Below are 23,478 nucleotides of genomic sequence, written 5' to 3' on the forward strand. Positions count from 1 at the left end.
ATGGAACAGGCGACCAACGAATTGCGGATCCGCACCGTCCTCGGCCGGCTCGAAACGATCATCGACAACGAGAACGACAATATCGGCCATGACCCCGATTTCGATCTGCCGACCTCGAACGCCCACAAGAGCCGCTGCCTCTATGAACTGGCGATGCTGACGCGCGACGTGCGCCCGGACGAGATGCCGCAGACCTTCTCCAGCCAGCTCGGCCGCGTGCGCGAGAAGCTCGCCACCAACGCCCAGCGCGTCTCCGCCCATCTGGAGGCCGTGCGTGAAGTCGTCACCATCCTGAAGAATGCCGTCCAGGACCTCGAGGCCGATGGCACCTATTCGCAGGAGCAGTTCCGCCTGGGTTACGGCACATGATCAAGCTCATCGGCACCGGCGTCTGGATCCTCGCCATCACGCTTGCCTCGGTCTATGTCTCGCTGACGATGGCCTCGGCGCCCGAGGTCGATACCGCCGCCGCCGAGCGCGAGGCGGCGCTGGAATTCGTCAGCGGATACACGACGACGGTGCCCGTCATCGGGGAGGGCGGCGTCAACGGCTACCTGCTCACCAGGCTCGCCTACAAGGCGAACAAGGATCTGGCGGCCAAACAGATCGTTCCCCTGCCGCAGATGATCACCGACGAGCTCTATACGCTGCTGGTCGGCAAGAAGATGATCGACGTGGCGACGGTCGGCAGTTTCGATGTCGATGCCTTCCGCGACATCGTCAAGGAAGGGCTGAACCGCCGCTTCGGGGCAGAGGTCATCGCCGAGGTCTATGTCGAGCAGATCGACTACATCACCACCGCATCGGTGCAGGACCCCGCGCCCAAGCGCGGCCAGACCCTCGTCAAGGGCGAGGTTCCGGCCGTCAAGCCGGCGGAGAAGAGCGGCGGTCACTAGCGCATTTCCGGAACCGGAAATGCGCTGGAGTCTCGCTTTTACCGCATTGTCCGACGCCGAAGCGGTCTTGCTTCGGCTGGAAATGCTCTGGGCTTGCCCCGTGAAAATGCCCGGTGGCAACGGGCTGGCCGACTCAGAGCGAGCCGGCTTTTGCCGTGTTGCCGCTGCCCCGCGGCATCATCGGGCCGGATAGCTTGTAGCGCAGCACATGGTAGGCGAAGGCGATCTGGGCCTTGCGCTGGGGTAGCCGTGACGGCTCCGCCATCAGCCGGTAGAGCCAGCCGAGCCGGAGCCGGCGAACGGCTTCGGGCATCGGCGGCGTGTTGCCGGCGAGTGTGTCGAACAGCGGGCCGAGGCTGAGCACCAGCCGGGCATGGCCGGGCCCGACATGCCTGTCGATCCACTTTTCCTGGGCCGGGCTGCCCATCGAAACGAGCAGGATGTCGGCATCCGCCGCGCGCACCCGCTCCATGATCGCGTCCGACTGGTCCTGATCGAAATGGCCGTCGGAAATCGGCAGGAACGCGTGCCAGGGCGTATGCCGGCGAAGCGTGTCGGCGGCCCGCATCAGCGTCGCCGTCCGGGCGCCGATCAGCGCGACGCGCATCGGCTTTGCGATATAGGTCAGGAGGGCCGGAACGAAGGCGATGCTCGTGAGGTTCGCGGGAAACCTGCGGCCGTGGAACACCATCGAGGCGAGATCGACGCCGTCGCCATCGGGCAGAACGACCTGGCGTTCCAGCACGGCGCGGTATTCGGGATCGCGCATCATCAGGTTGGCATTGCCGGCATTGATGAAGGCGATGACGCTCTGGCCGAACGGCATGGTTGCCACCTCTTCGGCGAAGGCAAAGGCGTCCGCCCAGCCGAGATCGCAGACCGGCAGGCCCAGTATGTCCCGCTGCGAAGCGGTGATGTTGCCGGACACGAGGTTCATGGCAGGGGTCCTTTCGAAGCGCCCGAAAGCGGGCAATGGCCGGCCCTAAAGGCCCTCATGGCCTTTCGGGTGGCGTGTTCGACAGGATCCGGGGGAAAGGGCGTCATGCTGCTCCCGCAAGGCTGCTATTGCTGCCTGCCGGTTTAGCAAGTTCCTCTGAAAGGCCGTTTAAGGATTTCCCGAAAAGGCGGCGGACCCTGTTTACAGCTCGCTAACCATGGCGCCGTCCTTTCGGGAAAAATTTTGAAAAACAATAGCTTGCTGTCAATTTTCCGAGCCTCCCGGGCCAGGACAATCCCGCAGCCTGCGTCAAAAAAGGACTTCTTGCCGGGTGATGAGCGACGCCGTCTTGCCGCCATCGTGTCTTTCACCGCTGACAGGAAAGGCATATTCCCGGGCTGGACCTGCGCTTTCCCGCAGGATGCGCTTGAAATTATGCGTTTTGGACAGCATAGGGCGTTAAGAGGCCATCCCGCCGCGCGAGCGTCCCACTAGAGTGGGCGCACTTCATTCAGGGAGAGAAATGTGACCACCATTATCGATGGGAAGCAGGTTGCCGCTTCCGTGATTGACACCGTGAAGTCCGCCACTGCCGCCCTGGAGAAGGATGCCGGCGTAAGGCCCGGCCTGGCTGTCATCATCGTCGGCGACGATCCGGCGAGCCACGCCTATGTCTCTTCCAAGAGCCGCATGGCCAAGGAATGTGGCTTCACCTCGATCCAGCACACGCTGCCGGAGGAAACCACGCAGGAGGAGCTGGCCCGCCTCGTTGAGACGCTGAATGCCGACGAGACCATCCATGGCATCCTCGTCCAGCTTCCGCTCCCCAAGCACCTGAAGTCCGAACCGATCATCCAGTCGATCAAGCCGGAAAAGGACGTCGACGGCCTGCACGTCGTCAATGCCGGCAAGGTGGCGACGGGCGACCTCGACGGCGGCCTCGTCTCCTGCACGCCGGCCGGCGCCATGGTCTTCGTGCGCCGCACGCATGGCGACGACCTTTCCGGCCTCAACGCGGTGGTGATCGGCCGCTCGAACCTTTTCGGCAAGCCGATGTCCGCCCTGCTGCTGGCCGCGAACGCGACGGTGACGACCGCCCATTCGCGTACCAAGGACCTCGCCGGCGTGTGCCGCAATGCCGATATCCTCGTCGCTGCCGTCGGCCGCCCGGAAATGGTGAAGGCCGACTGGGTGAAGCCGGGCGCGACCGTCATCGACGTCGGCATCAACCGCATCGCCGCGCCGGAAAAGGGCGAGGGCAAGTCCCGCCTCGTCGGCGACGTCGCCTTCGACGAGGCGGCCAAGGTAGCCGGCGTCATCACCCCGGTTCCCGGCGGCGTCGGCCCGATGACCATCGCCATGCTGATGGCCAACACGGTGATCGCCGCCTATCGCAAGGCCGGGCGCGTGCCGCCGAAATTCTGAGGGGAAGCGTCGTCAGTTTAGGGGGCGGCCCCTCATCCGGCCTGCCGGCCACCTTCTCCCCGCAGGCGGGGAGAAGGGATATGCCGTGCCGTCTTCCTCAAACAACAGCCATTCGTGGGGCACGTCCCCTCTCCCCGCCTGCGGGGAGAGGGTTAGGGTGAGGGGCAACCCCCCGGCGCGATGCCGTTCCCGAGCAAGCCTATTTCCCCGCCGGCGCCGGTCCGGTCGAGGCGCGCACGATGAGGTCCGTCTTCCAGAGCTCCTGCTGCGGCAGGGTCTCGAGCGTCAGGATGTCGGCGATGAGGCGGCGGGCGATGCGCTGGCCGGCGGCGCGCAGCGACGAGCGGGTCGTCGTCAGCGGCACCATGAAATTCTCCGGCTTCAGCATGGGCAGCACGTCGTCATGGGCGATGAGCGAGATGTCCGTGCCGAGTTTCAGCCCTGCCTGGTTGATCGCCCGGACGGCGCCGAGCGCCAGGACCGTGCTGGAGCACAGGACCGCGGTCGGCGGCGTTTCGAGCTGGAGGAAGCGCTCCATGGCGCGAAACCCGTGTTCGTCCGTCATCTGCGAATGCTGCACGCACTCCTCGCGCAGTGTGAGGCCGTGTTCGGCCAGCGCCCGCACCGTGCCCTTCTTGCGGCGGATCGAGAAGGCGAGGTAGTCCGGCCCGTTGATCAGCGCGAAATGCCGGTGGCCGAGCTGCGCGAGCAGCCGCGCGGCATCGTAGAAGGCGCCGGTATTGTCGATGTCGAGATAGGGATAGTCCGTCGGCACGCCGATCGACCGGCCGTGCACGACGAAGGGCGTCTTCAGCGTCTTCAGCATGGCGATGCGCGGATCCTTCTCGCGCATATAGGCGAGGAACAGCGCATCCACATTGCCGCTCGCCACCAGCCGCCGGCAGGTCGCGACCTCCTCTTCCGGATGGCTCGGATTGATGACGAAATGAAAGTCGTGCTTGACCGCCTCGTCGCCGAGGCCCGCGAGGAATTCGCCGAAATGCACGTCGGATTCGATGCCGTCGGCCGTCGGCATGACAAGGCCGATCGAGCCCGCCCGGCCCGTCGCCAGCCGCTGCGCCGCCCGGTTCGGCCGGTATCCGGTCTCCCGGACGGCATCGAGCACGCGCTGGCGCGTCTCGGCATTGACCTCCGGATAGCCGTTCAGCGCTCTGCTCACGGTTGTCTGGGAGAGGCCCAGCAACTGCGATAATTGCTTGAGATTCACATGCTTGGCTTTCTTGAAACATTCGAAGCGCTTTGGATGTCCCTTCTCTTCGTTCCCCGGATCCGTCCCAAAGCGTTTTGGCATCTAACATCAGCAAATCATTTAGGAAAAGCGGATTTGGCCTTTTTGCGCCGCAAAACTACGCTGCACTGCGTTAAACACAGCGATTTTGTCTGCAAGCCCAGGAGGGTACTTGACGAGGCTCGGGGGGAAATGGGATGAAAGGAAATCCAAAGCGCTTTGAATTTTGGGGTATTTTAGAGGATGCCTGCCCCGGGAGAGGGCGGGTTTGCTATGGGAGGCAAATCTCGTGAAAAAGACATTGCTGATGACGGCCGCGCTCGCTCTTTTGATGGCGGGCGGCGCTGCTGCGGCCGACTTGAAATTCAAGCCGGGCGAGGATTCCAAGTTCAACTGGCAGAGCTTCGAGGATTTCAAGAAGGGCCACGACCTCAAGGGCCAGACGCTGACCATCTTCGGTCCCTGGCGCGGTGAGGACGAGGCGCTGTTCAAGGTCGTCTATGCCTATTTCACAGAGGCGACGGGCGTCGAAATCAAATATTCCTCCTCCGAGAACTACGAGCAGCAGATCGTCATCGACACCCAGGCCGGCAGCCCGCCTGACGTCGCCATCCTGCCGCAGCCTGGCCTGATCGCCGACCTTGCCTCCAAGGGCTACCTGACCCCGCTCGGCGACGAGACCAAGCAGTGGCTGCTCGACAACTATGCCGCCGGCCAGTCCTGGGTCGACCTTTCGACCTACAAGGACAAGGACGGCAATGCCGCGCTTTTCGCCTTCCCCTACAAGATCGACGTGAAGTCCCTCGTCTGGTACGTGCCGGAGAACTTCGAGGATGCCGACTACGAAGTGCCGAAGACCATGGAGGACCTGAAGGCGCTGACCGAGCAGATCGTCGCCGACGGCGGCACGCCCTGGTGCATCGGCCTCGGCTCGGGCGGCGCCACCGGCTGGCCGGCGACCGACTGGGTGGAAGACCTGATGCTGCGCACGGCTTCGCCCGAAACCTACGACAAGTGGGTGACGAACGAGATTCCCTTTACCGATGCCTCGGTGGTCGGTGCGCTCGATGAATTCGGCTGGTTCGCCAAGAACGACAAGTTCGTCGACGGCGGCGCGGCGGCGGTCGCCTCCACCGACTTCCGCGACAGCCCCAAGGGCCTCTTCGCCTCGCCGCCGAAGTGCTACCTGCATCACCAGGCCTCGTTCATCCCGTCCTTCTTCCCGGAAGGCACGGTGGTCGGCGAGGACGCGGACTTCTTCTACATGCCGCCCTATGCCAGCAAGCCGGAGCTCGGCAATCCCGTGCTCGGCGCCGGCACGCTCGCCATGATCACCCGGGACACGCCGGCCGCGCGCGCCTTCATCGAGTTCCTGAAGACGCCGATCGCCCATGAGGTTTGGATGGCGCAGACCAGCTTCCTGACGCCCTATAAGAGCGCCAACAAGGAAGCCTATGCCAATGCGCCGATGAAGAAGCAGGGCGAGATTCTGCTCGATTCGACGACCTTCCGCTTCGACGGCTCTGACCTGATGCCGGGCAAGATCGGCGCGGGCGCGTTCTGGACCGGCATGGTCGATTTCGTCGGCGGCAAGTCCGCGGCCGATGTCGCCGGCGGCGTCCAGAAGGCCTGGGACGCGATCAAGTAACATCCTGGCGAACCGGCCGGCAGCCGCCGGCCGGTTTTCCCGAGCATGCGAAAGTGCAGCCGGACCATGCGGCGACCAAGCCGCGTGAGCGGTCGACGCCGCGTCAGAGGACGTCAGGCAAGCGACTGAAGCCGCAGTGCTGCGCGAGAAAAGCCGTAGGGGATGTTTCCCAGGGGGAGGGACTGCCATGCAGCAATTGTTATTCGCCATCTTCACGATGGTCGGGGGCGTTCTCGCCTGCGTCGTCTATTTCTTCGGAACGAATTTCCTGCTCGACAAGATTTTCCCCTCCAAGGGGCTGACGGGCGCGCAGGCCTCGAAGAACCTGCGCATCACCAATGCCATCCGGCCCTGGCTGTTCATGGCGCCCGCGCTCTTCGCGCTGACGGTCTATCTCGTCTATCCCGTCTTCGAATCCGTCCGGCTCGCCTTCCATGACCGCTCCGGCCAGCAGTTCATCGGCTTCAGCAACTTCGCGTGGATGATCAATGACGGCGAGTTCCGCCAGTCGATCTTCAACAATTTCCTCTGGCTGCTGGTGGTGCCGGCGCTTTCCACCTTCTTCGGCCTGATCGTCGCCGCACTCACCGACCGCATCTGGTGGGGCAATATCGCAAAGACGCTGATCTTCATGCCGATGGCCATCTCGTTCGTCGGCGCCTCCGTCATCTGGAAGTTCGTCTACGACTACCGCGCCGAAGGGTCCGAGCAGATCGGCATCCTCAATGCCGTCGTCGTCGCCTTCGGCGGCACGCCCGAGGCCTGGATGACCATTCCCTTCTGGAACAACTTTTTCCTGATGGTCATCCTGATCTGGATCCAGACGGGTTTTGCCATGGTCATCCTCTCGGCCGCGCTGCGCGGCATTCCGGAGGAGACGATCGAGGCGGCCGTCATCGACGGCGCCAACGGCCTCCAGATCTTCTTCAAGATCATGGTGCCGCAGATCTGGGGCACGATCGCCGTCGTCTGGACGACGATCACCATCCTGGTGCTGAAGGTCTTCGACATCGTGCTCGCGATGACGAACGGGCAATGGCAGACGCAGGTCCTGGCGAACCTGATGTTCGACTGGATGTTCCGCGGCGGCGGCGATTTCGGGCGCGGCGCGTCCATCGCGGTCGTCATCATGATCCTCGTCATCCCGATCATGATCTGGAACATCCGCAACGCCACCAAGGAAATGGAGGGCCACTGAGATGATCGCCACGTCCCGTTCGCCGCTTCTCGTCGTCGTCCACCTTTCCGTCCTCCTGCTCGTCGCGCTCTGGACGCTGCCGACGGCCGGCCTCCTCATCTCCTCGCTGCGCGACAAGGACCAGCTCGCCGTCTCCGGCTGGTGGACCGCGCTTTCCACCTCCTCGCAGAACCTCACCGGCCGCGCCGCCGCGCCGGAGGCGCAGGTCGAGCGCGACGGCAAGTTCGTCATTTCCGGAAAGTTGATCGAAGGGGGTGATGCGAAGGTTTCCGCCTTCGGCTTCCGCCCCTTGCAGCCGGCCGCCTTCGAGGCGGGCGCCGTCGCCGACCTCGGCGAGGGCCAGACGCTGACCGTCAGGGAGGACGGCAGCTACGAGATCGTCTCGCCGACGAAGATGGAAGGCACCCGCGGCCAGCGCATCTTCTACACCGCCTCCGTGCCGCCGCGCTTCACGCTCGACAATTACCGAGAAGTGCTGAATGCCGAGGGCATCGGCGCCTCCTTCATCAATTCGCTGACGGTAGCGATCCCCGCCACCATCATCCCGATCCTCGTCGCCGCCTTCTGCGCCTATGCGCTGGCCTGGATGCCCTTTCCGGGCCGGGCGATCCTGATCGCCGTCATCGTCGGCCTGCTCGTCGTGCCCTTGCAGATGTCGCTGATTCCGCTGCTCCGGCTCTACAACGGCGTCGGCGCCTTCTTCGGCGTGCCGGCGAAAACCTATGTCGGAATCTGGCTCGCCCATATGGGCTTCGGCCTGCCGCTCGCGGTCTATCTCCTGCGCAACTACATGGCCGGCCTGCCGCGCGAGATCATGGAATCGGCCCGTGTCGACGGTGCGTCCGATTTCGATATCTTCGTCAAGATCATCCTGCCGCTCTCCTTCCCGGCGCTCGCCTCCTTCGCCATCTTCCAGTTCCTGTGGACCTGGAACGACCTGCTCGTCGCCATGGTCTTCCTCGGTGCGGGCAACGAGGAACTGGTGCTGACCGGGCGTCTCGTGAACCTCCTGGGTTCGCGCGGCGGCAACTGGGAAATCCTCACGGCCTCCGCCTTCATCACCATCGTCGTTCCCCTGATTGTCTTCTTCAGCCTGCAGCGCTATCTCGTGCGCGGTCTGCTGGCGGGCTCGGTCAAGGGTGGGTGACGGCTTTCGAAAACAGGACAAACAGCATGACGATGTCGGATTCCACCCTCCTCGTACCGGACAAGGACTGGTGGCGCGGGGCGGTGATCTACCAGATCTATCCGCGCTCCTACCAGGATACCAACGGCGACGGGATCGGCGACTTGCGGGGCATCACCGAGCGTCTTGCCCATGTCGCCTCCCTCGGCGTGGATGCGATCTGGATCTCGCCCTTCTTCACCTCGCCGATGAAGGATTTCGGCTATGACGTTTCGGACTACCAGGACGTCGACCCGATCTTCGGCGTGCTCGCCGATTTCGATGCGCTGATCGCCGAGGCCCATCGCCTCAACATCCGCGTGATGATCGATCTCGTGCTGTCGCATACGTCCGACAAGCACCCCTGGTTCGTCGAAAGCCGCTCCCGGCGCACCAATCCGCGGGCCGACTGGTATGTCTGGGCCGATTCCAAGCCGGATGGCACGCCGCCCAACAACTGGCTGTCGATCTTCGGCGGCTCGGCCTGGCAGTGGGATCCGACCCGCCTGCAATATTACATGCACAACTTCCTGACCTCGCAGCCGGACCTCAACCTGCACAATCCGGAAGTGCAGGACGCGCTGCTCTCGGTCGCCCGCTTCTGGCTGGAGCGCGGCGTCGATGGTTTCCGCCTCGACACGATCAACTTCTACTTCCATGACAAGGAGCTGCGCGACAACCCGTCGCTTGCCCCCGAGCGCCGCAACGCCCAGACAGCGCCGGCCGTGAACCCCTACAACTACCAGGAACATCTCTACGACAAGAACCAGCCGGAGAACCTGGAATTCCTGAAGCGCTTCCGCGCGCTGATGGAGGAGTTCCCGGCGATTGCCGCCGTCGGCGAGGTGGGCGACAGCCAGCGCGGCCTCGAAATCGCCGGCGAATACACGTCCGGCGGCGACAAGATGCACATGTGCTACGCCTTCGAGTTCCTGGCGCCCGATCCGCTGACGCCGGCCTTCGTCGCGGAGACCCAGCTTGCGCTGGAGAAGGCGGCACCCGAGGGCTGGGTCTGCTGGGCCTTCTCCAACCATGACGTCATGCGCCATATCAGCCGCTGGGGCGGTGCCGTCACCGACCATGAGGCCCATGCCAAGCTGCTGGCGAGCCTCCTCATGTCGCTGCGCGGCTCGGTCTGCATCTACCAGGGCGAGGAACTGGCGCTGCCGGAGGCCGAGCTTGCCTATGAGGACCTGCAGGACCCCTACGGCATCCAGTTCTGGCCGGATTTCAAGGGTCGCGACGGTTGCCGCACGCCGATGGTCTGGGACAGCGGCCTGCCGTCGGGCGGCTTCAGTGACGGACGGCCCTGGCTTCCGGTCTCGCCCGCCCATCTGGAGCGCGCCGTCGACGTGCAGGAGGGCGACGCGGCCTCGGTGCTTGCGCATTACCGGCGCTTCCTTGCCTTCCGCAAGCAGCACGTGGCATTGGTGAAGGGCGAGATCGCGTTTCAGTCGGCCGAGGGCGCGATCCTGTCCTTCGTGCGCACGCACGGCAACGAAAAGGTCTTCTGCGCCTTCAACATGAGCCCGATCGCGCGTCTTGCGGACCTGCCGGCCGGCACGCTGGAGGCGCTGGAGGGCCACGGGTTTGAAAGCATGATGCACGCGGAAAACATCGAACTTCCGGCATGGAGCGGGTTCTTCGCCCGTTTCGTCTGAAGAATTAGAGGGGAGAGAGACATGACAGGGCTGGTACTCAAGGATATCCGCAAGTCCTACGGCGCGGTGGACGTGATCCACGGCATCGATCTCGATATCAAGCAGGGCGAGTTCATCGTCTTCGTCGGCCCGTCCGGCTGCGGCAAGTCGACCCTGCTGCGCATGATCGCCGGGCTCGAGGAGATCACCGGCGGCGACATGACGATCGACGGCGAGCGCGTCAACGACGTGCCGCCTTCCAAGCGCGGCATCGCCATGGTGTTCCAGTCCTATGCGCTCTATCCCCACATGACCGTCTTCGACAACATGGCCTTCGGCATGCGCATTGCCGGCGAAAGCAAGGAGGAGATCGACCGGCGCGTGCGCTCGGCCGCCGATATCCTCCAGCTCACCAAATATCTCGACCGCCTGCCCAAGGCGCTCTCCGGCGGCCAGCGCCAGCGAGTCGCCATCGGCCGCGCCATCTGCCGCAACCCGAAGGTCTTCCTGTTCGACGAGCCGCTGTCCAACCTCGACGCGGCGCTGCGCGTCGCCACCCGCATCGAGATCGCCAAGCTCAACGAGCAGATGGCCGACACGACGATGATCTACGTGACGCACGACCAGGTGGAGGCGATGACGCTCGCCGACCGCATCGTCGTGCTCTCGGCCGGCCATATCGAGCAGGTCGGCCCGCCGCTGGAGCTCTATGAGCGCCCGGCGAACCTCTTCGTCGCCCGTTTCATCGGCTCACCGGCCATGAACATCATCCCCGCGAAGATCACCTCGGCGGGCGCCTCGACGGCGCTGGAACTGACGGGCGGACGCAGTTCCAGTGTCGATATCCCGACGACAGCCTCCGAGGTCGGCAAGACGGCGAGCTTCGGTGTGCGGCCGGAGGACCTCCAGATCACGACGGGCGATGATTTCCTCTTCGAGGGCACGGTGTCGATCGTCGAGGCGCTGGGCGAGGTGACGTTGCTTTATATCGACGGCCTCGTGCAGGGCGAGCCGATCATCGCCAAAATCCCCGGCATCCTCGACGTCAAGCGCGGCGACCGGGTGCGGTTCACCGCGGACAAGGCGAAGCTGCATCTCTTCGATGCCGCCGGCAAGAGCTATCGCGCGTCCTGAGCGAAAGGGGTGGCGGCAGGATTTCGCCCTGCCGCTCAACCCGATGTTAAGCGTTGTTCCCCTAGGCTTCTGCCGAAAGCAGACAGTGCCGGGGGGCAACAGGCCGATGGGTATTCAGGGATCCGTACCGCGTAACAACTACCTGAACAAGGAAGAGTCCTTCATGTACGATCGGGAGAAGAGCTTCCCGATGGAGGACACGTGCAACGAGGCCCGCATCGAGTTCACCGAGAATGGCGGCCTCGTCAACCTCGTCTCCCGGCGATGCCTGATCACCAAGCTCTCGCGCAGCGGCGCCATCATCACGATGACGACGAAGTTCCAGCTGCCGCGTAACTTCTACCTCGACATCGTCAGCGCCCGCCTGCCGATGATCGGCTGCCTGACGCAGCGCGTCTATACCAACGACGTCGTCGAAGCCCGCTTCCTGCGCCTGCTGTCCGACAAGGACCTGCAGCGCATCTTCGTCTATTCGACGCACCGCAACCACCAGGGCCGGACGCTGGATATCTATAGCTGAGGCGTGAAGAGGCGCGCGCATCGGCCCCCTTGTCGACGACCGCCCAGCGCCCACTTTCGTCATCCTCGGGCTTGACCCGAGGATCCAACGGTACGCGGAGCATGGATGGTCGGGTCAAGCCCGACCATGACGGAGGAGGGGTTTGCGAGCTTCAGGATATGAAGGACGCAGGGCGCCCTCAAGCAAACAAGACGCTCGCTCCATGATCGGCCGGCCCCGCGATGGCCCGGAAGGGCGCGAAGAGCTCTCGGCCCATGCCGAATTCGTTGCCGGAGAGATCGGCCGTCGCCTGCGGGCGCGCGGCGAACTCGGCGGCGTTCACCAGAACCTCGATCGTACCGTGGGTGGCGTCGAGGCGGATGATGTCGCCGTTGCGGATGCGGCCGATCGGGCCGTTGTCGACCGCCTCGGGCGTGACATGGATGGCGGCCGGCACCTTGCCCGACGCGCCGGACATGCGCCCGTCCGTGAGAAGCGCCACGCGCTGGCCGCGGTCCTGCAGGATGCCGAGCACGGTGGTCAGCTTGTGCAGCTCCGGCATGCCGTTCGCCTTCGGGCCCTGGAAGCGCACGACGGCGACGAAATCGCCCGTCAGCTCGCCGGCCTTGAAGGCGGCGTTGAGCTCGAGCTGGTCGTGGAACACTTTTGCCGGCGCCTCGATGACATGGCGCTCGGGCTTCACCGCCGAGATCTTGATGACGGCGCTGCCGATATTGCCGGTCAGCATTTTCAGGCCGCCGGTCGGCTGGAAGGGCGTCTCGATGCTGGCGAGCACCTTCGGGTCGTGGCTGACTTTCGGGGCCTTGTCCCGCACCACCGCGCCATCCGCGCCGAGCTTCGGATCGATCGTATAGGCCTGCAGACCCTGGCCGTAGACGGTGCGCACGTCGTCATGCAGCATGCCGGTCTTCAGCAGTTCCTGGATGAGGAAGCCCATGCCGCCGGCGGCGTGGAAATGGTTCACGTCGGCAAGGCCGTTCGGATAGACGCGGGCGAGCAGCGGCACGACGTCGGAGAGGTCCGAAATATCCTTCCATGTCAGGACGATGCCGGCGGCGCGCGCCATGGCGATGAGATGCAGCGTGTGGTTGGTCGAGCCGCCCGTGGCGTGCAGGCCGACGACACCGTTGACGATCGAGCGTTCGTCGATCATCTCGCCGGCCGGGGTGAACTCGTTGCCCTGCGCGGTGATGGCGAGCGCGCGCTTCGCCGCCTCCTTGGTGAGAGCGTCGCGCAGCGGCGTGCCGGGATTGATGAAGGAGGCGCCGGGCATGTGGAAGCCCATGATCTCCATCAGCATCTGGTTGGAATTGGCGGTGCCGTAGAAGGTACAGGTGCCGGGGCCATGATAGGACTTGGATTCGGCCTCCAGCAGCTCCGCCCGGCCGGCCTTGCCTTCCGCATAGAGCTGGCGCACGCGGGCCTTCTCGTCGTTCGGCAGGCCCGAGGTCATGGGGCCTGCGGGAATGAAGACGGCGGGCAGGTGCCCGAAGGTCAGCGCCGCGATGGTGAGGCCCGGCACGATCTTGTCGCAGACGCCGAGATAGACGACCGAATCGAACATGTTGTGCGACAGGCCGATGCCCGCCGCCATGGCGATCAGGTCGCGCGAGAAGAGCGACAGCTCCATGCCCGGCTGGCCCTGGGTGACGCCGTCGCACATGGCGGGCACGCCGCCGGCGACCTGCGCCACGCCGCCCGCCTCCCGTGCGGCCTCGCGGATCAGCGCCGGGTAGGTCTCGAACGGCTGATGGGCGGAGAGCATGTCGTTGTAGGAGGTGATGATGCCGAGGTTCGCGACACGGTCGCCGGCGAGCGCGTCCTTCTCGGCGGGGGAACAGACGGCAAAGCCGTGCGCGAGGTTGCCGCAGGAGAGCACCGAACGATGCACGCCGTTGGAGATGGCGGCGCGCACGCGCTCGAGATAGGGCAGGCGATGCGGCTTCGAGCGCTCGACGATGCGGGCTGTAATGGCTTCGATGCGTTTGTCGGCGGACATGGGAGCTATCCTTACCTCTCTCGATGGCATTTTCGCAGGAAACGGCGCGCGGGAAAGCTGCGCTGTCCGCTTCAGTCGTCGGCGTCGTGCGCCGGGTGAATCCGGTGTTACCCGGCAGGGTGCTTCAGGGCGCCCAGTAGATATCGACCGGCGTCGCCGCGCGGCGCAGAATGGCGCGGATCGGCATGTCGGTTTCCGGCCCGTCCGCTTCGGCTGCGGCCAGCACGTCCTTCTTGCCCTGGCCTTCGATATGCAGCACCAGGAGGCGCGCATCCTGGAGGCTGGCGAAGGTGAAGGTGAGGCGGGGCTCGCCGGCGCCTTCCGCCTCCATGGTGATCACGCCGCGCGGCGTTTCCGCCGAAATCGCCTCGGCCAGCCGGCTGCCGCCGGGGAAGAACGAGGCCGTATGGCCGTCCGTTCCCATGCCGAGGATCACGACGTCGAAGGGATGGCCGAGCGCTTCGGCGTCCGCCGAAACGATCTTCGCCGCCTCTTCCGCGCTGCCGGCGTCGCGATAGAGCGGCAGGATGTTCGCGGCCTTCGCCCTGTCCTGCAGCAGGTTGTCGGCGACGAGCAGGTGGTTCGAGCGCGGATTGTCCGCCGGAACGAACCGCTCGTCGACGAGGGTGATCGTCACCTTGCCCCAGTCGATGTCGCGGCGCGACAGCGCCTTGAAGAAGGCTTTCGGCGTCGAGCCGCCGGAGACCGCGATGCTGGCGCGGCCCCGGCTGGCAACGGCGTCGGCCAGCGCGCCGGAAACCCGCTCCGCCAGCCCTTCGGCCAAGGCTGCGCCGTCCTTGAATTCATGCAGTCTCGCGCTCATCGGGCTTCCTTACGTTTCATGCCAGGTGCGGCCGTCGCGCTCGATGAGGGCGATGGCCTGGCTGGGACCCCAGGTGCCGGCGGTGTAGCCCTGCGCCTGCTGGCCGGTCGCTTCCCACGCCTTCAGGATCGGGTCGATCCAGCGCCATGCGGCTTCCACTTCGTCGCGGCGCATGAAGAGCGTCTGGTTGTTCCGGATGACGTCGAGCAGCAGGCGCTCGTAGGCATCCGCATTGCGGGCGTCGAAGGCCTCGGCAAAGCTCATGTCGAGCGAGACGTTGCGCAGGCGCATGCCGCCCGGACCGGGGTCCTTGATCATCAGCGACTGCTTGACGCCTTCGTCCGGCTGCAGGCGGATGATCAGCTGGTTCGCCTCGATGCGGCCGGCCGAGGGGTCGAAGATCGAATGCGGGATCGGCTTGAAGGTGATGACGATCTCCGACATGCGCGCGGCAAGGCGCTTGCCCGTGCGGATGTAGAAGGGCACGCCCGCCCAGCGCCAGTTGCCGATCTCGGCCTTGATGCCGACGAAGGTCTCCGTGTTGGAGACGCCGCCTTCCAGCTCCTCGAGATAGCCCTTGACCGGGCCGCCGGCCGAGGCGCCCGCGCGGTACTGGCCGCGCACGGTGAGGCGCTCGACATTGTACTGGTCGATCGGCTTCAGGGCGCGCAGCACCTTCAGCTTCTCGTCGCGCACTGCCTCCGCGTCCATGGAGGAGGGCACCTCCATGGCGACAAGGCAGAGCAGCTGCAGAATGTGGTTCTGCACCATGTCGCGCAGCGCGCCGGCCTTGTCGTAATAGCCCGCGCGGCTTTCGAGGCCGACCGATTCGGCCACCGTGATCTGCACATGGTCGATATGGGCGGAGTTCCACAGCGGCTCGTAGAGCGCGTTGGCGAAGCGCAGCGCCATCAGGTTCTGCACCGTCTCCTTGCCGAGATAGTGGTCGATGCGGAAAATCTGCTCTTCGCGGAACACCTTGCCGATCGTGTTGTTCAATTCGTTGGCGGAGGCAAGGTCGCGGCCGATGGGCTTTTCGACGACGATGCGGGTCTGCTTGGTGATGAGCTTGTGGTCGCGGATCTTTTCCGAGATGTCGCCGAAGATGGCGGGCGCGACGGCGAGGTAGAAGGCGCGCACGCGCTCCTTGCCCTCGTCGAGAAGCTCCTTCAGCTTGTCCCAGCCCTGGTCGGACTTGGCGTCGACGGCGACGTAGAACAGCCGGTCGCAGAAGGTTTTGACCTGCTCGTCGTCGAATTCGCCGGGCTTCAGGTGCTCCTTCAGCGCATCGACGGCGAACTTGCGGTATTCGGCGTCCGTATAGGCGGTGCGCGACGCGCCGATGATGCGCGTCGGGTCGGAAAGCTGGCCGGCGAGCTGCCGGTGATAGAGGGCCGGAAGGAGCTTGCGTTCCGCAAGGTCGCCGGTTCCGCCGAAGACGACATAGTCGAAGGGTTCAACGGGAATGATCTGGCTGCTCATCGGATGTCTCGATCTCGTTCTGTTGCCGGGTGTTATAATCTAATCGATTTAAAAACACCAGAGTGCAACGCAACAAAATCGGTGCTTCCGACTCGATCAGAGCTTGTCGCGTAGCGCGTACCACGTCATGGCGAGGAACAGAAGCGGCGAGCGGAACCGGGCTCCGCCGGGAAAGGCCGGGATTTTCAGGGCCTTCAGCTGGTCGAGTTCCGCGCTGCCGCCGGTTGCCTCCTCCGCATAGAGCTTGCCGCAATAGTTCGACAGCATGACGCCGTGGCCGGAATAGCCGCCGATCGAGGTGATGCCGGGCATGACCTCGCGCACATAGGGCTTGCGCGGCATGGTGATGCCGACGGAGCCGCCCCAGGCATGGGTGAGCTCGATGCCCCTCAGCTCCGGATAGACCTCCTCGATCTGCCGGCGGATGGGCGGCGTCATGTCATCGAGATTTTCCGAATAGGCCTCCCGGCCGCCGAAAAGCAGGCGGCCGTCGCGGGTCTTGCGGAAATAGCGCACGACGAAGCGCGTGTCGGCGATCGCCTCACCGCCGGGAATGATCGACGGGAACTTGTCGAGCGGCACGGTCGCACCGATGAAGGAGCGGATCGGCATGACATGCGCGGCCGTCTTCGGCTCCAGGTTGCCGATATGGGCGTTGCAGCAGATCAGCGCCTTGTCGGCGCGGATCGTGCCCTTCGCGGTGGTGATGACAGCCTTGCCGCCCGTCCGTTCGATCTTCAGGGCAGGGGTCTTCTCATACAGGCCGGCGCCGGCGGCCCTGGCTGCGCGGGCGACGCCGACGAGGAGTTTCAGCGGGTGGATATGGCCGGTGCCGGTATCGCGCATGCCGAAGAAGAAGCGCTTCGAGCCGACGCGCTCCTCGGTCTCCGCCCGGTCCATGTAGCTCAGGTGCTTGTAGCCGAAGCGGGTCGCGGCGATCTCGATATGGTCGCGGAATTCCTTCTCGCAGCTTGCCTTGTGGCTGACATTGAGCTGGCCCGGAACATAATCGATGTCGAGGGCCTGGCTTTCGGCGAAATCGTGGATGTAGCGCTTGGCGTTCTCCGCAAGGTCGAACAGCGCCTTGGCGCGCTCGAAGCCGAGCTCGGCTTCCAGGCTTTCCGCCTCGGCGCGCTGGCCGGTGCCGAGCTGGCCGCCGTTGCGGCCCGACGCGCCGTCGCCGAAGCGGTGCGCCTCGATAAGCACGACGTTGACGCCCTTCTTCGCAAGGTTGTAGGCAGCCTGCAGGCCGGTGAAACCGCCGCCGACAATGGCGACGTCGGCCTCGACGGAGCCGTCGAGGGGGGCATATTCGGGGCGCTCTCCGACGGTCGCTTCATACCAGGAGATGCCGGGGGAAATCGGGCTTTGCCAGGGCATTCAACACACTCGTGAATCAAGAGGGTGCGGCGGCGCGCCGGGGCGCCGGCCGCTCTCGGGAGCTGATCTCTTCAGGCGGCCCGGACCGCCGGGCCGCTCAGACGTTGAGCAGCAGGAACTCGCGTTCCCAGGGGCTGATCACCTGCATGAAGGTCTCGAACTCGCCGCGCTTGACGCCGGCATAGAGGCCGATGAACTCGGCGCTCAGCACCTCGGCCAATGCGGGGTCGGATTCGAGCAGCGACACGGCTTCGAGCAGCCCGCGCGGCAGGTCGATCGACCCCTCGTTGGCAGTGTCTTCCGTCGGCTCGCTCGGCTCCACCTCGTTCATGATGCCGAGCAGGCCGCAGCCGAGCGAGGCGGCCAGCGCGAGATAGGGATTGGCGTCCGAGCCGGGCAGGCGGTTTTCGATGCGCCGGGCGTTGGCGTCCGACACCGGCACCCGGAAGGCCGTCGTGCGGTTGTCATAGCCCCAGGCATTGTTGACCGGTGCCGACATTTCGGGTGTGAGGCGCCGGTAGGAGTTCACATAGGGCGCCATCATGACCAGCGTCTTCGGCACATAGGCCTGCATGCCGCCGATGAAGTGGAAGAACTCCTTCGAGGCCGAACCGTCCGGATTGGAGAAGACGTTCTTCCCCGTCTCGATCTCCACCACCGACTGGTGGATGTGCATCGCCGATCCCGCCTGGCCCTGCATCGGCTTTGCCATGAAGGTGGCATAGATGCCGTGCTTCAGCGCCGCCTCGCGGATCGTGCGCTTGAACAGGAAAACCTGGTCCGCCAGCTCGATCGGATCGCCGTGGCGCAGGTTGATCTCCAGCTGCGCCGGCCCCTCCTCGTGGATCAGGGTGTCGATCTCCAGCCCCTGCTTTTCGGAGAAGTGGTAGATGTCGTCGATCAGCTCGTCGAACTCGTTGATGCCCGCGATGGAATAGCCCTGGCCGCCCTGGATGGAACGGCCGGACCGCCCTTTCGGCGGGTGCAGCGGATAGTCCGGATCGTCGTTGACGGCGACGAGGTAGAACTCGATCTCGGGCGCCACGACCGGTTTCCAGCCGCGGTCGCGATACATCTGCACCACGTTCTTCAGGACGTTGCGCGGCGTATAGGGCACGTTCTCGCCGGTCGAGCCGACGATGTCGCAGATGACCTGCGCGGTCGGGTCGGTCTCCCACGGCACGACGGACAGCGTCGAAAGGTCGGGCAGCAGCTTCAGGTCGCTGTCGCGCGGCTCATAGCGGAAATTGCCGGTCTCCTCCGGATAATCGCCGGAAATCGTGTGGCGATAGAGGGCGGAGGGCAATGCGAGCGACGTGTTGGAGGTAAACTTCGACGACGGCATCATTTTCCCGCGCGGAACCCCCGCGAGGTCCGGCGTGATGCATTCGATGTCTTCGATGCCGCGGGCGCGAAGCCAGTCTGCGGCGTCCTTCCAGGTCTTTACCCCGCGCGGCACGCTGATGGCGGGAGGGATTTTGGTAGAGCGTGCGGCTTTTTCGATTGTGGGGGTAACGACTTTCTTTTTGGACGGCATGAGACACCGGGTTTGGTTGACGATGAAGCCATCATAGACGGAGTTTATTCCTTGGCTAGCTCCCCCCGGGGGGTAGAAAACGCGAATTTTTCAAGAAGATCTGTTTTTCCCGTCCCGATTGACTTTCGGCCGCGTTGGCGGAAAGGAGGGGCAAACGAGGATTGCATACGTGGCAGAACGGCGGGACGTCGTCATCATCGGGGCAGGTGCGGCAGGCATGATGTGCGCCATCGAGGCGGGCCGGCGCGGACGCCGCGTCCTCGTCGTCGACCATGCGCGCGCACCCGGCGAGAAGATCCGCATCTCCGGCGGCGGGCGCTGCAACTTCACCAATATCCATGCCGGGCCGAAGAATTTCCTCTCGGCCAATCCGCATTTCTGCAAGTCGGCGCTCGCCCGCTACACGCCGCGCGATTTCCTCGATCTCGTCGAGCGTCACCGCATCCCCTGGCATGAGAAGACGCTGGGCCAGCTTTTCTGCGACAACTCGGCGAAGGACATCATCGCCATGCTGCTCGCCGAGATGAAGGCGGCGGACGCGGAGCTCAGGCTGTCCACGCCGATCGGTGCCGTCGAGCACGACGGCCGGGCCTTCCGCGTGGTGACGGACGCCGGCACGGTCGAGGCTTTCTCGCTGGTCATCGCCACGGGCGGCAAGTCGATCCCGAAGATGGGGGCGACCGGCTTTGCCTATCGCATCGCCGAGCAATTCGGCCTTGCCGTCACCGAAACGCGCGCCGGCCTCGTGCCCCTGACGCTCGATCCCGCGACGCTCGCCGCCCATGAGGGCCTGCCGGGCGTGGCGGTCGATGTCATCGCCCGCCATGGAAAGACGGAGTTCCGGGAGGCGGCGCTCTTCACCCACAGGGGTCTCAGCGGCCCGGCCATCCTGCAGATCTCCTCCTACTGGCGGGAGGGGGAGGAGATCGCGCTCACCCTCTGTCCCGACGTGGACTTTGCCGCCGTCGTCGCGGCGGCGCGACGGGAAAACGGCCGGCAGGCGATGCAGACGGTCCTTGCCGAGCACATGCCGAAGAAGCTCGCCCAGCTTCTCGTCGCCGAGCTCGGCATCGACGGGCCGCTCGCCGAACAGCCGGGCCGCCGCATCGACGCGCTTCTCCAGCGCCTTAGGGATTGGCGCCTGCGCCCGCCGGGCTCCGAGGGCTACCGGACCGCGGAGGTCACGCTCGGCGGCGTCGACACCGCCGCGCTCGATTCCCGCAGCATGGCGGCCAAGGCGGTGCGGGGGCTTTATTTCATCGGCGAGGCGGTGGACATCACGGGCTGGCTCGGCGGCTACAATTTCCAATGGGCCTGGGCGTCAGGCCATGCCGCGGGCGGGTACGCCTGAGATCGCGCGGCGGTCTTTACCGTCTTTTAAGACCTCGGGGCGGATGCTCTCGCAATGTCGGCGTTTCCGGCCTCCCGCCGAGGGGGGTGGAGGCAACATGATGTGGGCCGGCTGGCCGGATCATCCGGGTGTCTGTTTCCGCGTAACGGAGTATCGCCGCATGCCTTCAAGACGCCGCCCCGCCCGTGCCATCGCCATCGCCGCCGCTCTGGAAAGCCGCCGCCGCCTCTTTGTCATCGGCATCCATTGCTCGCTTGCCGCAGGTCTCGTCGTCGCCCTCGCTGCCGCCGCGCTCTGACGACCGACTGTCATAAATCGGTTTAGATAGTGATGGAATTTTAAAGATTGCCGCCGATCATCCGCCGCATAGGGTTCCGGATGCCGCGTCCCCATGACGGATGTCGACACGGCTGGCAATGACTGCTCCCCCGGATGCGCGGCATTGCTGCCGCATGAAGTCGGTAATCCGGCGTCCGAATCCTGGGGAGGTCCCGAAAGGGCAGGGGTGGAGCACGCCGACAACGGATGTTCCGCCATGTTCATTGACAAGATCCTCGCCCGTTTCAAGATCCAGACCAAGGTCCTCGTCTTCATCCTGCCCTTCGTGCTCAGCATCTGCGCCGTGGGCTTCACCGGGCTCTACGCGTCCGGCCTGCTGCAGGGCCGCATGGAGATTTCCAACAGCGTCCTCCAGTCGCTGAGCGGCTTCAAGGATGTCTATGCCGGCATGAACCGGTTCCTGCAGAACACCAGCGAGGAGAACCGCGATGCCGTGCACGAGCGCCTGAAGGCGCAGGATGCCGTGCTCCAGGCGACGATCGACGGCCTTGCGCCGGATGCGGACAAATCCAAGCTGGTGGATGCGCAGGCGCAGACCAAGGACATCGAGGCCCGCATGGACGGGCTCTGGTCGCTCTATGTCAGCGAGACCGGCCTGCACGAGACGATGGGGAAGAACCTCAACTATCTCTCCAGCGAGCAGGTGAAGATCCTCGACGAGGCGACGAAGCTCCAGCGCACGGTGCGGCAGAACGAGAACGCCGCGAAGAGCATGCTGCGCGAGGCCGAGCGCCTGACCAATGCCAGCAAGTTCTTCGGCGACCTCCTCTCCGAGTTCAGCCGCGGGGCAACGCCGGAGGATCAGCTGAAGCTCGTCAAGGAGCGCTATCCGTTCATTTCCAAGACCGAGCGCTCGATCGCTATGATCCTGCCGAAGAACCAGAAGGTCGTCTCGGTCACCATCCGCAACACGATCGACGAACTCGGCGGCTTCCTCTCCTCCTCGGAGCCGGCGAGCGTCACGGTGCCGGAAATCGCCCGCCGGGTGAACCGTTTCCGCCAGGTCACCATCCAGCTGCAGGGCGCAGCGGCGGAAAAGATGCGCGAGGCGACCCGCATCTTCAGCGAACTCGACGAGCCGATCATCAAGTCCGAGGCGGTGCTTTCCGCCACGCGCAAGCTGGTGTCCTCGATCGACGACATCGAGATCGCCGCCGCCCGGTTCCTCGGCCAGACGTCGGAGCAGAATCGCGTCAAGCTGCTCGGCAACCTGTCCATCCTGCGCATCGACATGAAGGCGCTCGGCGGCAGCGCCAGCGGTCTCGCCTTCTTCGACGCGGTCGACGACGCGCTGCGGCCGGTGCTCGATCGGATCGATGCGGACAGCGCCGCGCTGGTGAAGATCAGCACCGAACGGGCGGCCGATTTCGAGGCCGCCGGCCAGTCCATCGACACGATCTGGAATCTTCTCAGCCAGTTCGCCGAAGAACAGAAGACCAGCGCCGGCACCGAGCGTGAAAAGGCCAACCAGGTCTCGATCCTCGCGACCGTCGCGGGCGCTGCGATCGCCATCCTTGCCGGCATCGCGCTGGTGCTGACGCTGAAGGGGCCGATCAGCCAGATCACCGGCGCCATGCGGCGCCTGGCGGATGGTTTCCTCGACACCGGCATTACCGGAGAAGGCCGCGCCGACGAGATCGGCGACATGGCCCGCGCGCTCGGCGTCTTCAAGGAGAACGCCCTGTCGAAGATCCGCGTGGAGGCCGAAAGCGAAGAGCAGCGCAACGCGGCGGAAGCCGAACGCGCCCGCAACGATGCCGAAAAGCAGGCCTTCGACCGCGAGATCGACTTTGCCGTCAACGCGCTGGCCGCCGGTCTCGAACGCCTGGCGCAGGGCGACCTGTCGCGCCAGATCGACACGCCGTTCTCCGGCCGCCTGGAACAGCTTCGCCAGGACTTCAACGTCTCGCTGACGCGCCTCCAGGATACGCTCGGCCAGATCCGCAACAATGCGCTGTCCATCCAGCGCAGCGGGGCGGAGATGCTGCAGTCGGGCGATGCGCTGGCCAAGCGCACCGAATCCCAGGCCTCCTCGCTGGAGGAGACGGCCGCCGCCGTCGAACAGATCACGGCGACCGTGCGCTCCTCCGCTGAGCGGGCGCACGAGGCGAACATCGTCGTCGGCACGACCAAGCGCAGCGCCGACAGCTCCGCCGCCGTCGTCAGCAATGCGATCGCCGCCATGGGCCGCATCGAGGGCGCCTCGCGCCAGATCGAGCAGATCATCGAGGTGATCGACGACATCGCCTTCCAGACCAACCTGCTCGCCCTCAATGCCGGCATCGAGGCCGCCCGTGCGGGCGAGGCCGGCAAGGGCTTTGCCGTCGTCGCGCAGGAAGTGCGCGAGCTTGCCCAGCGCTCGGCCAGCGCCGCCCGCGAGATCAAGGGCCTCATCGAGAAATCGACGAGCGAGGTCAGCGCCGGCGCCCACCTCGTGCAGGAAACGGGCGCGGTGCTCGCCGCGATCAGCCAGCAGATCGTCACCGTCAGCCAGCATGTGGACATGATGGCGACGGCGAGCCGCGACCAGGCGGCAGCGCTCCAGGAGGTCAACGGCTCCGTCAACCAGATGGACCAGATGACCCAGCAGAACGCCTCGATGGTGGATCTCACGACGGCGGCGAGCCGCAAGCTGGCCAACGAGGCCGATACGCTGATGATGCTCGTCGAGCAGTTCCGCCTGGAGGCGGACGAGCAGGGGACGTATCGCGCCGCCTGAGGCCGGCGCGTCGCGGGCGCGCTTGCCGGTCGCGCC

General features: G+C 65.1%; 19 protein-coding genes. 12 read left to right on the top strand and 7 right to left on the bottom strand.

The genetic code is table 11. The features are described 5' to 3' along the window. The gene (locus AABF56_RS22865) at positions 1-369 is read left to right on the top strand and encodes a hypothetical protein (RefSeq protein ID WP_272804427.1); all 369 of its coding nucleotides are present in this window, start codon (positions 1-3) and stop codon (positions 367-369) included. After that, on the top strand, positions 366-896 hold the full coding sequence (locus AABF56_RS22870; protein WP_272804428.1) for a hypothetical protein: 531 nt from the start codon (positions 366-368) through the stop codon (positions 894-896). The genes AABF56_RS22865 and AABF56_RS22870 overlap by 4 nt, the downstream gene beginning before the upstream one ends. Before the next feature lie 133 nt (positions 897-1,029). On the opposite strand, the gene AABF56_RS22875 is transcribed toward AABF56_RS22870, so the two are convergent. Then, positions 1,030-1,833, bottom strand: a complete 804-nt coding sequence (locus tag AABF56_RS22875; RefSeq protein WP_272804429.1) for a WecB/TagA/CpsF family glycosyltransferase — start codon at positions 1,831-1,833, stop codon at positions 1,030-1,032. A 525-nt stretch (positions 1,834-2,358) separates the two neighbouring features. Here AABF56_RS22875 and folD point away from each other — a divergent pair. After that, positions 2,359-3,258 (top strand): bifunctional methylenetetrahydrofolate dehydrogenase/methenyltetrahydrofolate cyclohydrolase FolD, encoded by a 900-nt coding sequence (gene folD, locus AABF56_RS22880; protein WP_272804430.1) that lies wholly within the window; start codon positions 2,359-2,361, stop codon positions 3,256-3,258. A gap of 199 nt (positions 3,259-3,457) precedes the next feature. Here the strand turns inward: folD and AABF56_RS22885 are convergent, their stop codons facing one another. Continuing rightward, positions 3,458-4,486, bottom strand: a complete 1,029-nt coding sequence (locus AABF56_RS22885; protein ID WP_244767563.1) for a substrate-binding domain-containing protein — start codon at positions 4,484-4,486, stop codon at positions 3,458-3,460. Between the two features lie 328 nt (positions 4,487-4,814). On the opposite strand from AABF56_RS22885, the gene AABF56_RS22890 reads away from it, so the two are divergent. The 6 genes from AABF56_RS22890 to AABF56_RS22915 all read left to right on the top strand — a co-directional run bounded on the left by AABF56_RS22890 (position 4,815) and on the right by AABF56_RS22915 (position 11,812). Further along, entirely contained in the window at positions 4,815-6,155 is a 1,341-nt protein-coding gene (locus tag AABF56_RS22890) for an ABC transporter substrate-binding protein (RefSeq protein WP_432348232.1), read from the top strand. A 187-nt stretch (positions 6,156-6,342) separates the two neighbouring features. Continuing rightward, a complete protein-coding gene (locus AABF56_RS22895; protein WP_272804432.1) occupies positions 6,343-7,353 on the top strand; it encodes a carbohydrate ABC transporter permease in 1,011 nt (336 codons plus the stop codon). Between the two features lies 1 nt (position 7,354). Then, positions 7,355-8,500: a carbohydrate ABC transporter permease gene (locus AABF56_RS22900; protein WP_272804433.1), complete on the top strand. Its 1,146-nt coding sequence runs from the start codon at positions 7,355-7,357 to the stop codon at positions 8,498-8,500. A gap of 26 nt (positions 8,501-8,526) precedes the next feature. After that, positions 8,527-10,179: a beta-galactosidase BglA gene (gene bglA, locus AABF56_RS22905; RefSeq protein ID WP_272804434.1), complete on the top strand. Its 1,653-nt coding sequence runs from the start codon at positions 8,527-8,529 to the stop codon at positions 10,177-10,179. A 21-nt stretch (positions 10,180-10,200) separates the two neighbouring features. Next, the gene (locus AABF56_RS22910) at positions 10,201-11,292 is read left to right on the top strand and encodes an ABC transporter ATP-binding protein (RefSeq protein WP_272804435.1); all 1,092 of its coding nucleotides are present in this window, start codon (positions 10,201-10,203) and stop codon (positions 11,290-11,292) included. A gap of 106 nt (positions 11,293-11,398) precedes the next feature. Beyond that, the gene (locus AABF56_RS22915) at positions 11,399-11,812 is read left to right on the top strand and encodes a hypothetical protein (protein ID WP_244767570.1); all 414 of its coding nucleotides are present in this window, start codon (positions 11,399-11,401) and stop codon (positions 11,810-11,812) included. A gap of 178 nt (positions 11,813-11,990) precedes the next feature. Here the strand turns inward: AABF56_RS22915 and edd are convergent, their stop codons facing one another. The 5 genes from edd to AABF56_RS22940 form a co-directional block, all read right to left on the bottom strand. Then, the gene (gene edd, locus AABF56_RS22920; protein ID WP_272804436.1) at positions 11,991-13,811 is read right to left on the bottom strand and encodes a phosphogluconate dehydratase; all 1,821 of its coding nucleotides are present in this window, start codon (positions 13,809-13,811) and stop codon (positions 11,991-11,993) included. A gap of 124 nt (positions 13,812-13,935) precedes the next feature. Continuing rightward, positions 13,936-14,634 (bottom strand): 6-phosphogluconolactonase, encoded by a 699-nt coding sequence (gene pgl, locus AABF56_RS22925; RefSeq protein WP_244767572.1) that lies wholly within the window; start codon positions 14,632-14,634, stop codon positions 13,936-13,938. A 9-nt stretch (positions 14,635-14,643) separates the two neighbouring features. Then, a complete protein-coding gene (gene zwf, locus AABF56_RS22930) occupies positions 14,644-16,116 on the bottom strand; it encodes a glucose-6-phosphate dehydrogenase (protein WP_272804437.1) in 1,473 nt (490 codons plus the stop codon). Between the two features lie 96 nt (positions 16,117-16,212). Further along, positions 16,213-17,496 (bottom strand): NAD(P)/FAD-dependent oxidoreductase, encoded by a 1,284-nt coding sequence (locus AABF56_RS22935; protein WP_272804438.1) that lies wholly within the window; start codon positions 17,494-17,496, stop codon positions 16,213-16,215. A 97-nt stretch (positions 17,497-17,593) separates the two neighbouring features. After that, a complete protein-coding gene (locus AABF56_RS22940; RefSeq protein WP_244767575.1) occupies positions 17,594-19,033 on the bottom strand; it encodes a glutamine synthetase family protein in 1,440 nt (479 codons plus the stop codon). 169 nt (positions 19,034-19,202) lie between these two features. Between AABF56_RS22940 and AABF56_RS22945 the strand changes: the two genes are divergently transcribed. The 3 genes from AABF56_RS22945 (at position 19,203) to AABF56_RS22955 (ending at position 23,442) form a co-directional block, all read left to right on the top strand. Then, on the top strand, positions 19,203-20,384 hold the full coding sequence (locus AABF56_RS22945; protein ID WP_272804439.1) for an NAD(P)/FAD-dependent oxidoreductase: 1,182 nt from the start codon (positions 19,203-19,205) through the stop codon (positions 20,382-20,384). 160 nt (positions 20,385-20,544) lie between these two features. Next, positions 20,545-20,682: a hypothetical protein gene (locus tag AABF56_RS22950; RefSeq protein WP_244767577.1), complete on the top strand. Its 138-nt coding sequence runs from the start codon at positions 20,545-20,547 to the stop codon at positions 20,680-20,682. 237 nt (positions 20,683-20,919) lie between these two features. After that, positions 20,920-23,442, top strand: coding sequence for a methyl-accepting chemotaxis protein (locus tag AABF56_RS22955; protein ID WP_244767578.1), 2,523 nt, complete (start codon positions 20,920-20,922; stop codon positions 23,440-23,442). The last annotated feature ends 36 nt before the right edge of the window (positions 23,443-23,478 follow it).

The sequence above is a fragment of the Shinella sp. WSC3-e genome (genome assembly GCF_945994535.1).
In the GTDB taxonomy this organism is placed as follows: domain Bacteria; phylum Pseudomonadota; class Alphaproteobacteria; order Rhizobiales; family Rhizobiaceae; genus Shinella; species Shinella yambaruensis.

Excerpts from the sequence above, each read along its gene's own strand:
- pgl (WP_244767572.1), bottom strand. The coding sequence starts at position 14,634 with ATGAGCGCGAGACTGCATGAATTCAAGGACGGCGCAGCCTTGGCCGAA.
- AABF56_RS22935 (WP_272804438.1), bottom strand. The coding sequence starts at position 17,496 with ATGCCCTGGCAAAGCCCGATTTCCCCCGGCATCTCCTGGTATGAAGCG.
- AABF56_RS22950 (WP_244767577.1), top strand. The coding sequence starts at position 20,545 with ATGCCTTCAAGACGCCGCCCCGCCCGTGCCATCGCCATCGCCGCCGCT.
- AABF56_RS22915 (WP_244767570.1), top strand. The coding sequence starts at position 11,399 with ATGGGTATTCAGGGATCCGTACCGCGTAACAACTACCTGAACAAGGAA.
- edd (WP_272804436.1), bottom strand. The coding sequence starts at position 13,811 with ATGTCCGCCGACAAACGCATCGAAGCCATTACAGCCCGCATCGTCGAG.
- AABF56_RS22895 (WP_272804432.1), top strand. The coding sequence starts at position 6,343 with ATGCAGCAATTGTTATTCGCCATCTTCACGATGGTCGGGGGCGTTCTC.
- AABF56_RS22875 (WP_272804429.1), bottom strand. The coding sequence starts at position 1,833 with ATGAACCTCGTGTCCGGCAACATCACCGCTTCGCAGCGGGACATACTG.
- AABF56_RS22865 (WP_272804427.1), top strand. The coding sequence starts at position 1 with ATGGAACAGGCGACCAACGAATTGCGGATCCGCACCGTCCTCGGCCGG.
- bglA (WP_272804434.1), top strand. The coding sequence starts at position 8,527 with ATGACGATGTCGGATTCCACCCTCCTCGTACCGGACAAGGACTGGTGG.
- AABF56_RS22940 (WP_244767575.1), bottom strand. The coding sequence starts at position 19,033 with ATGCCGTCCAAAAAGAAAGTCGTTACCCCCACAATCGAAAAAGCCGCA.
- AABF56_RS22900 (WP_272804433.1), top strand. The coding sequence starts at position 7,355 with ATGATCGCCACGTCCCGTTCGCCGCTTCTCGTCGTCGTCCACCTTTCC.
- zwf (WP_272804437.1), bottom strand. The coding sequence starts at position 16,116 with ATGAGCAGCCAGATCATTCCCGTTGAACCCTTCGACTATGTCGTCTTC.
- AABF56_RS22955 (WP_244767578.1), top strand. The coding sequence starts at position 20,920 with ATGTTCATTGACAAGATCCTCGCCCGTTTCAAGATCCAGACCAAGGTC.
- AABF56_RS22890 (WP_432348232.1), top strand. The coding sequence starts at position 4,815 with ATGACGGCCGCGCTCGCTCTTTTGATGGCGGGCGGCGCTGCTGCGGCC.
- AABF56_RS22870 (WP_272804428.1), top strand. The coding sequence starts at position 366 with ATGATCAAGCTCATCGGCACCGGCGTCTGGATCCTCGCCATCACGCTT.
- AABF56_RS22910 (WP_272804435.1), top strand. The coding sequence starts at position 10,201 with ATGACAGGGCTGGTACTCAAGGATATCCGCAAGTCCTACGGCGCGGTG.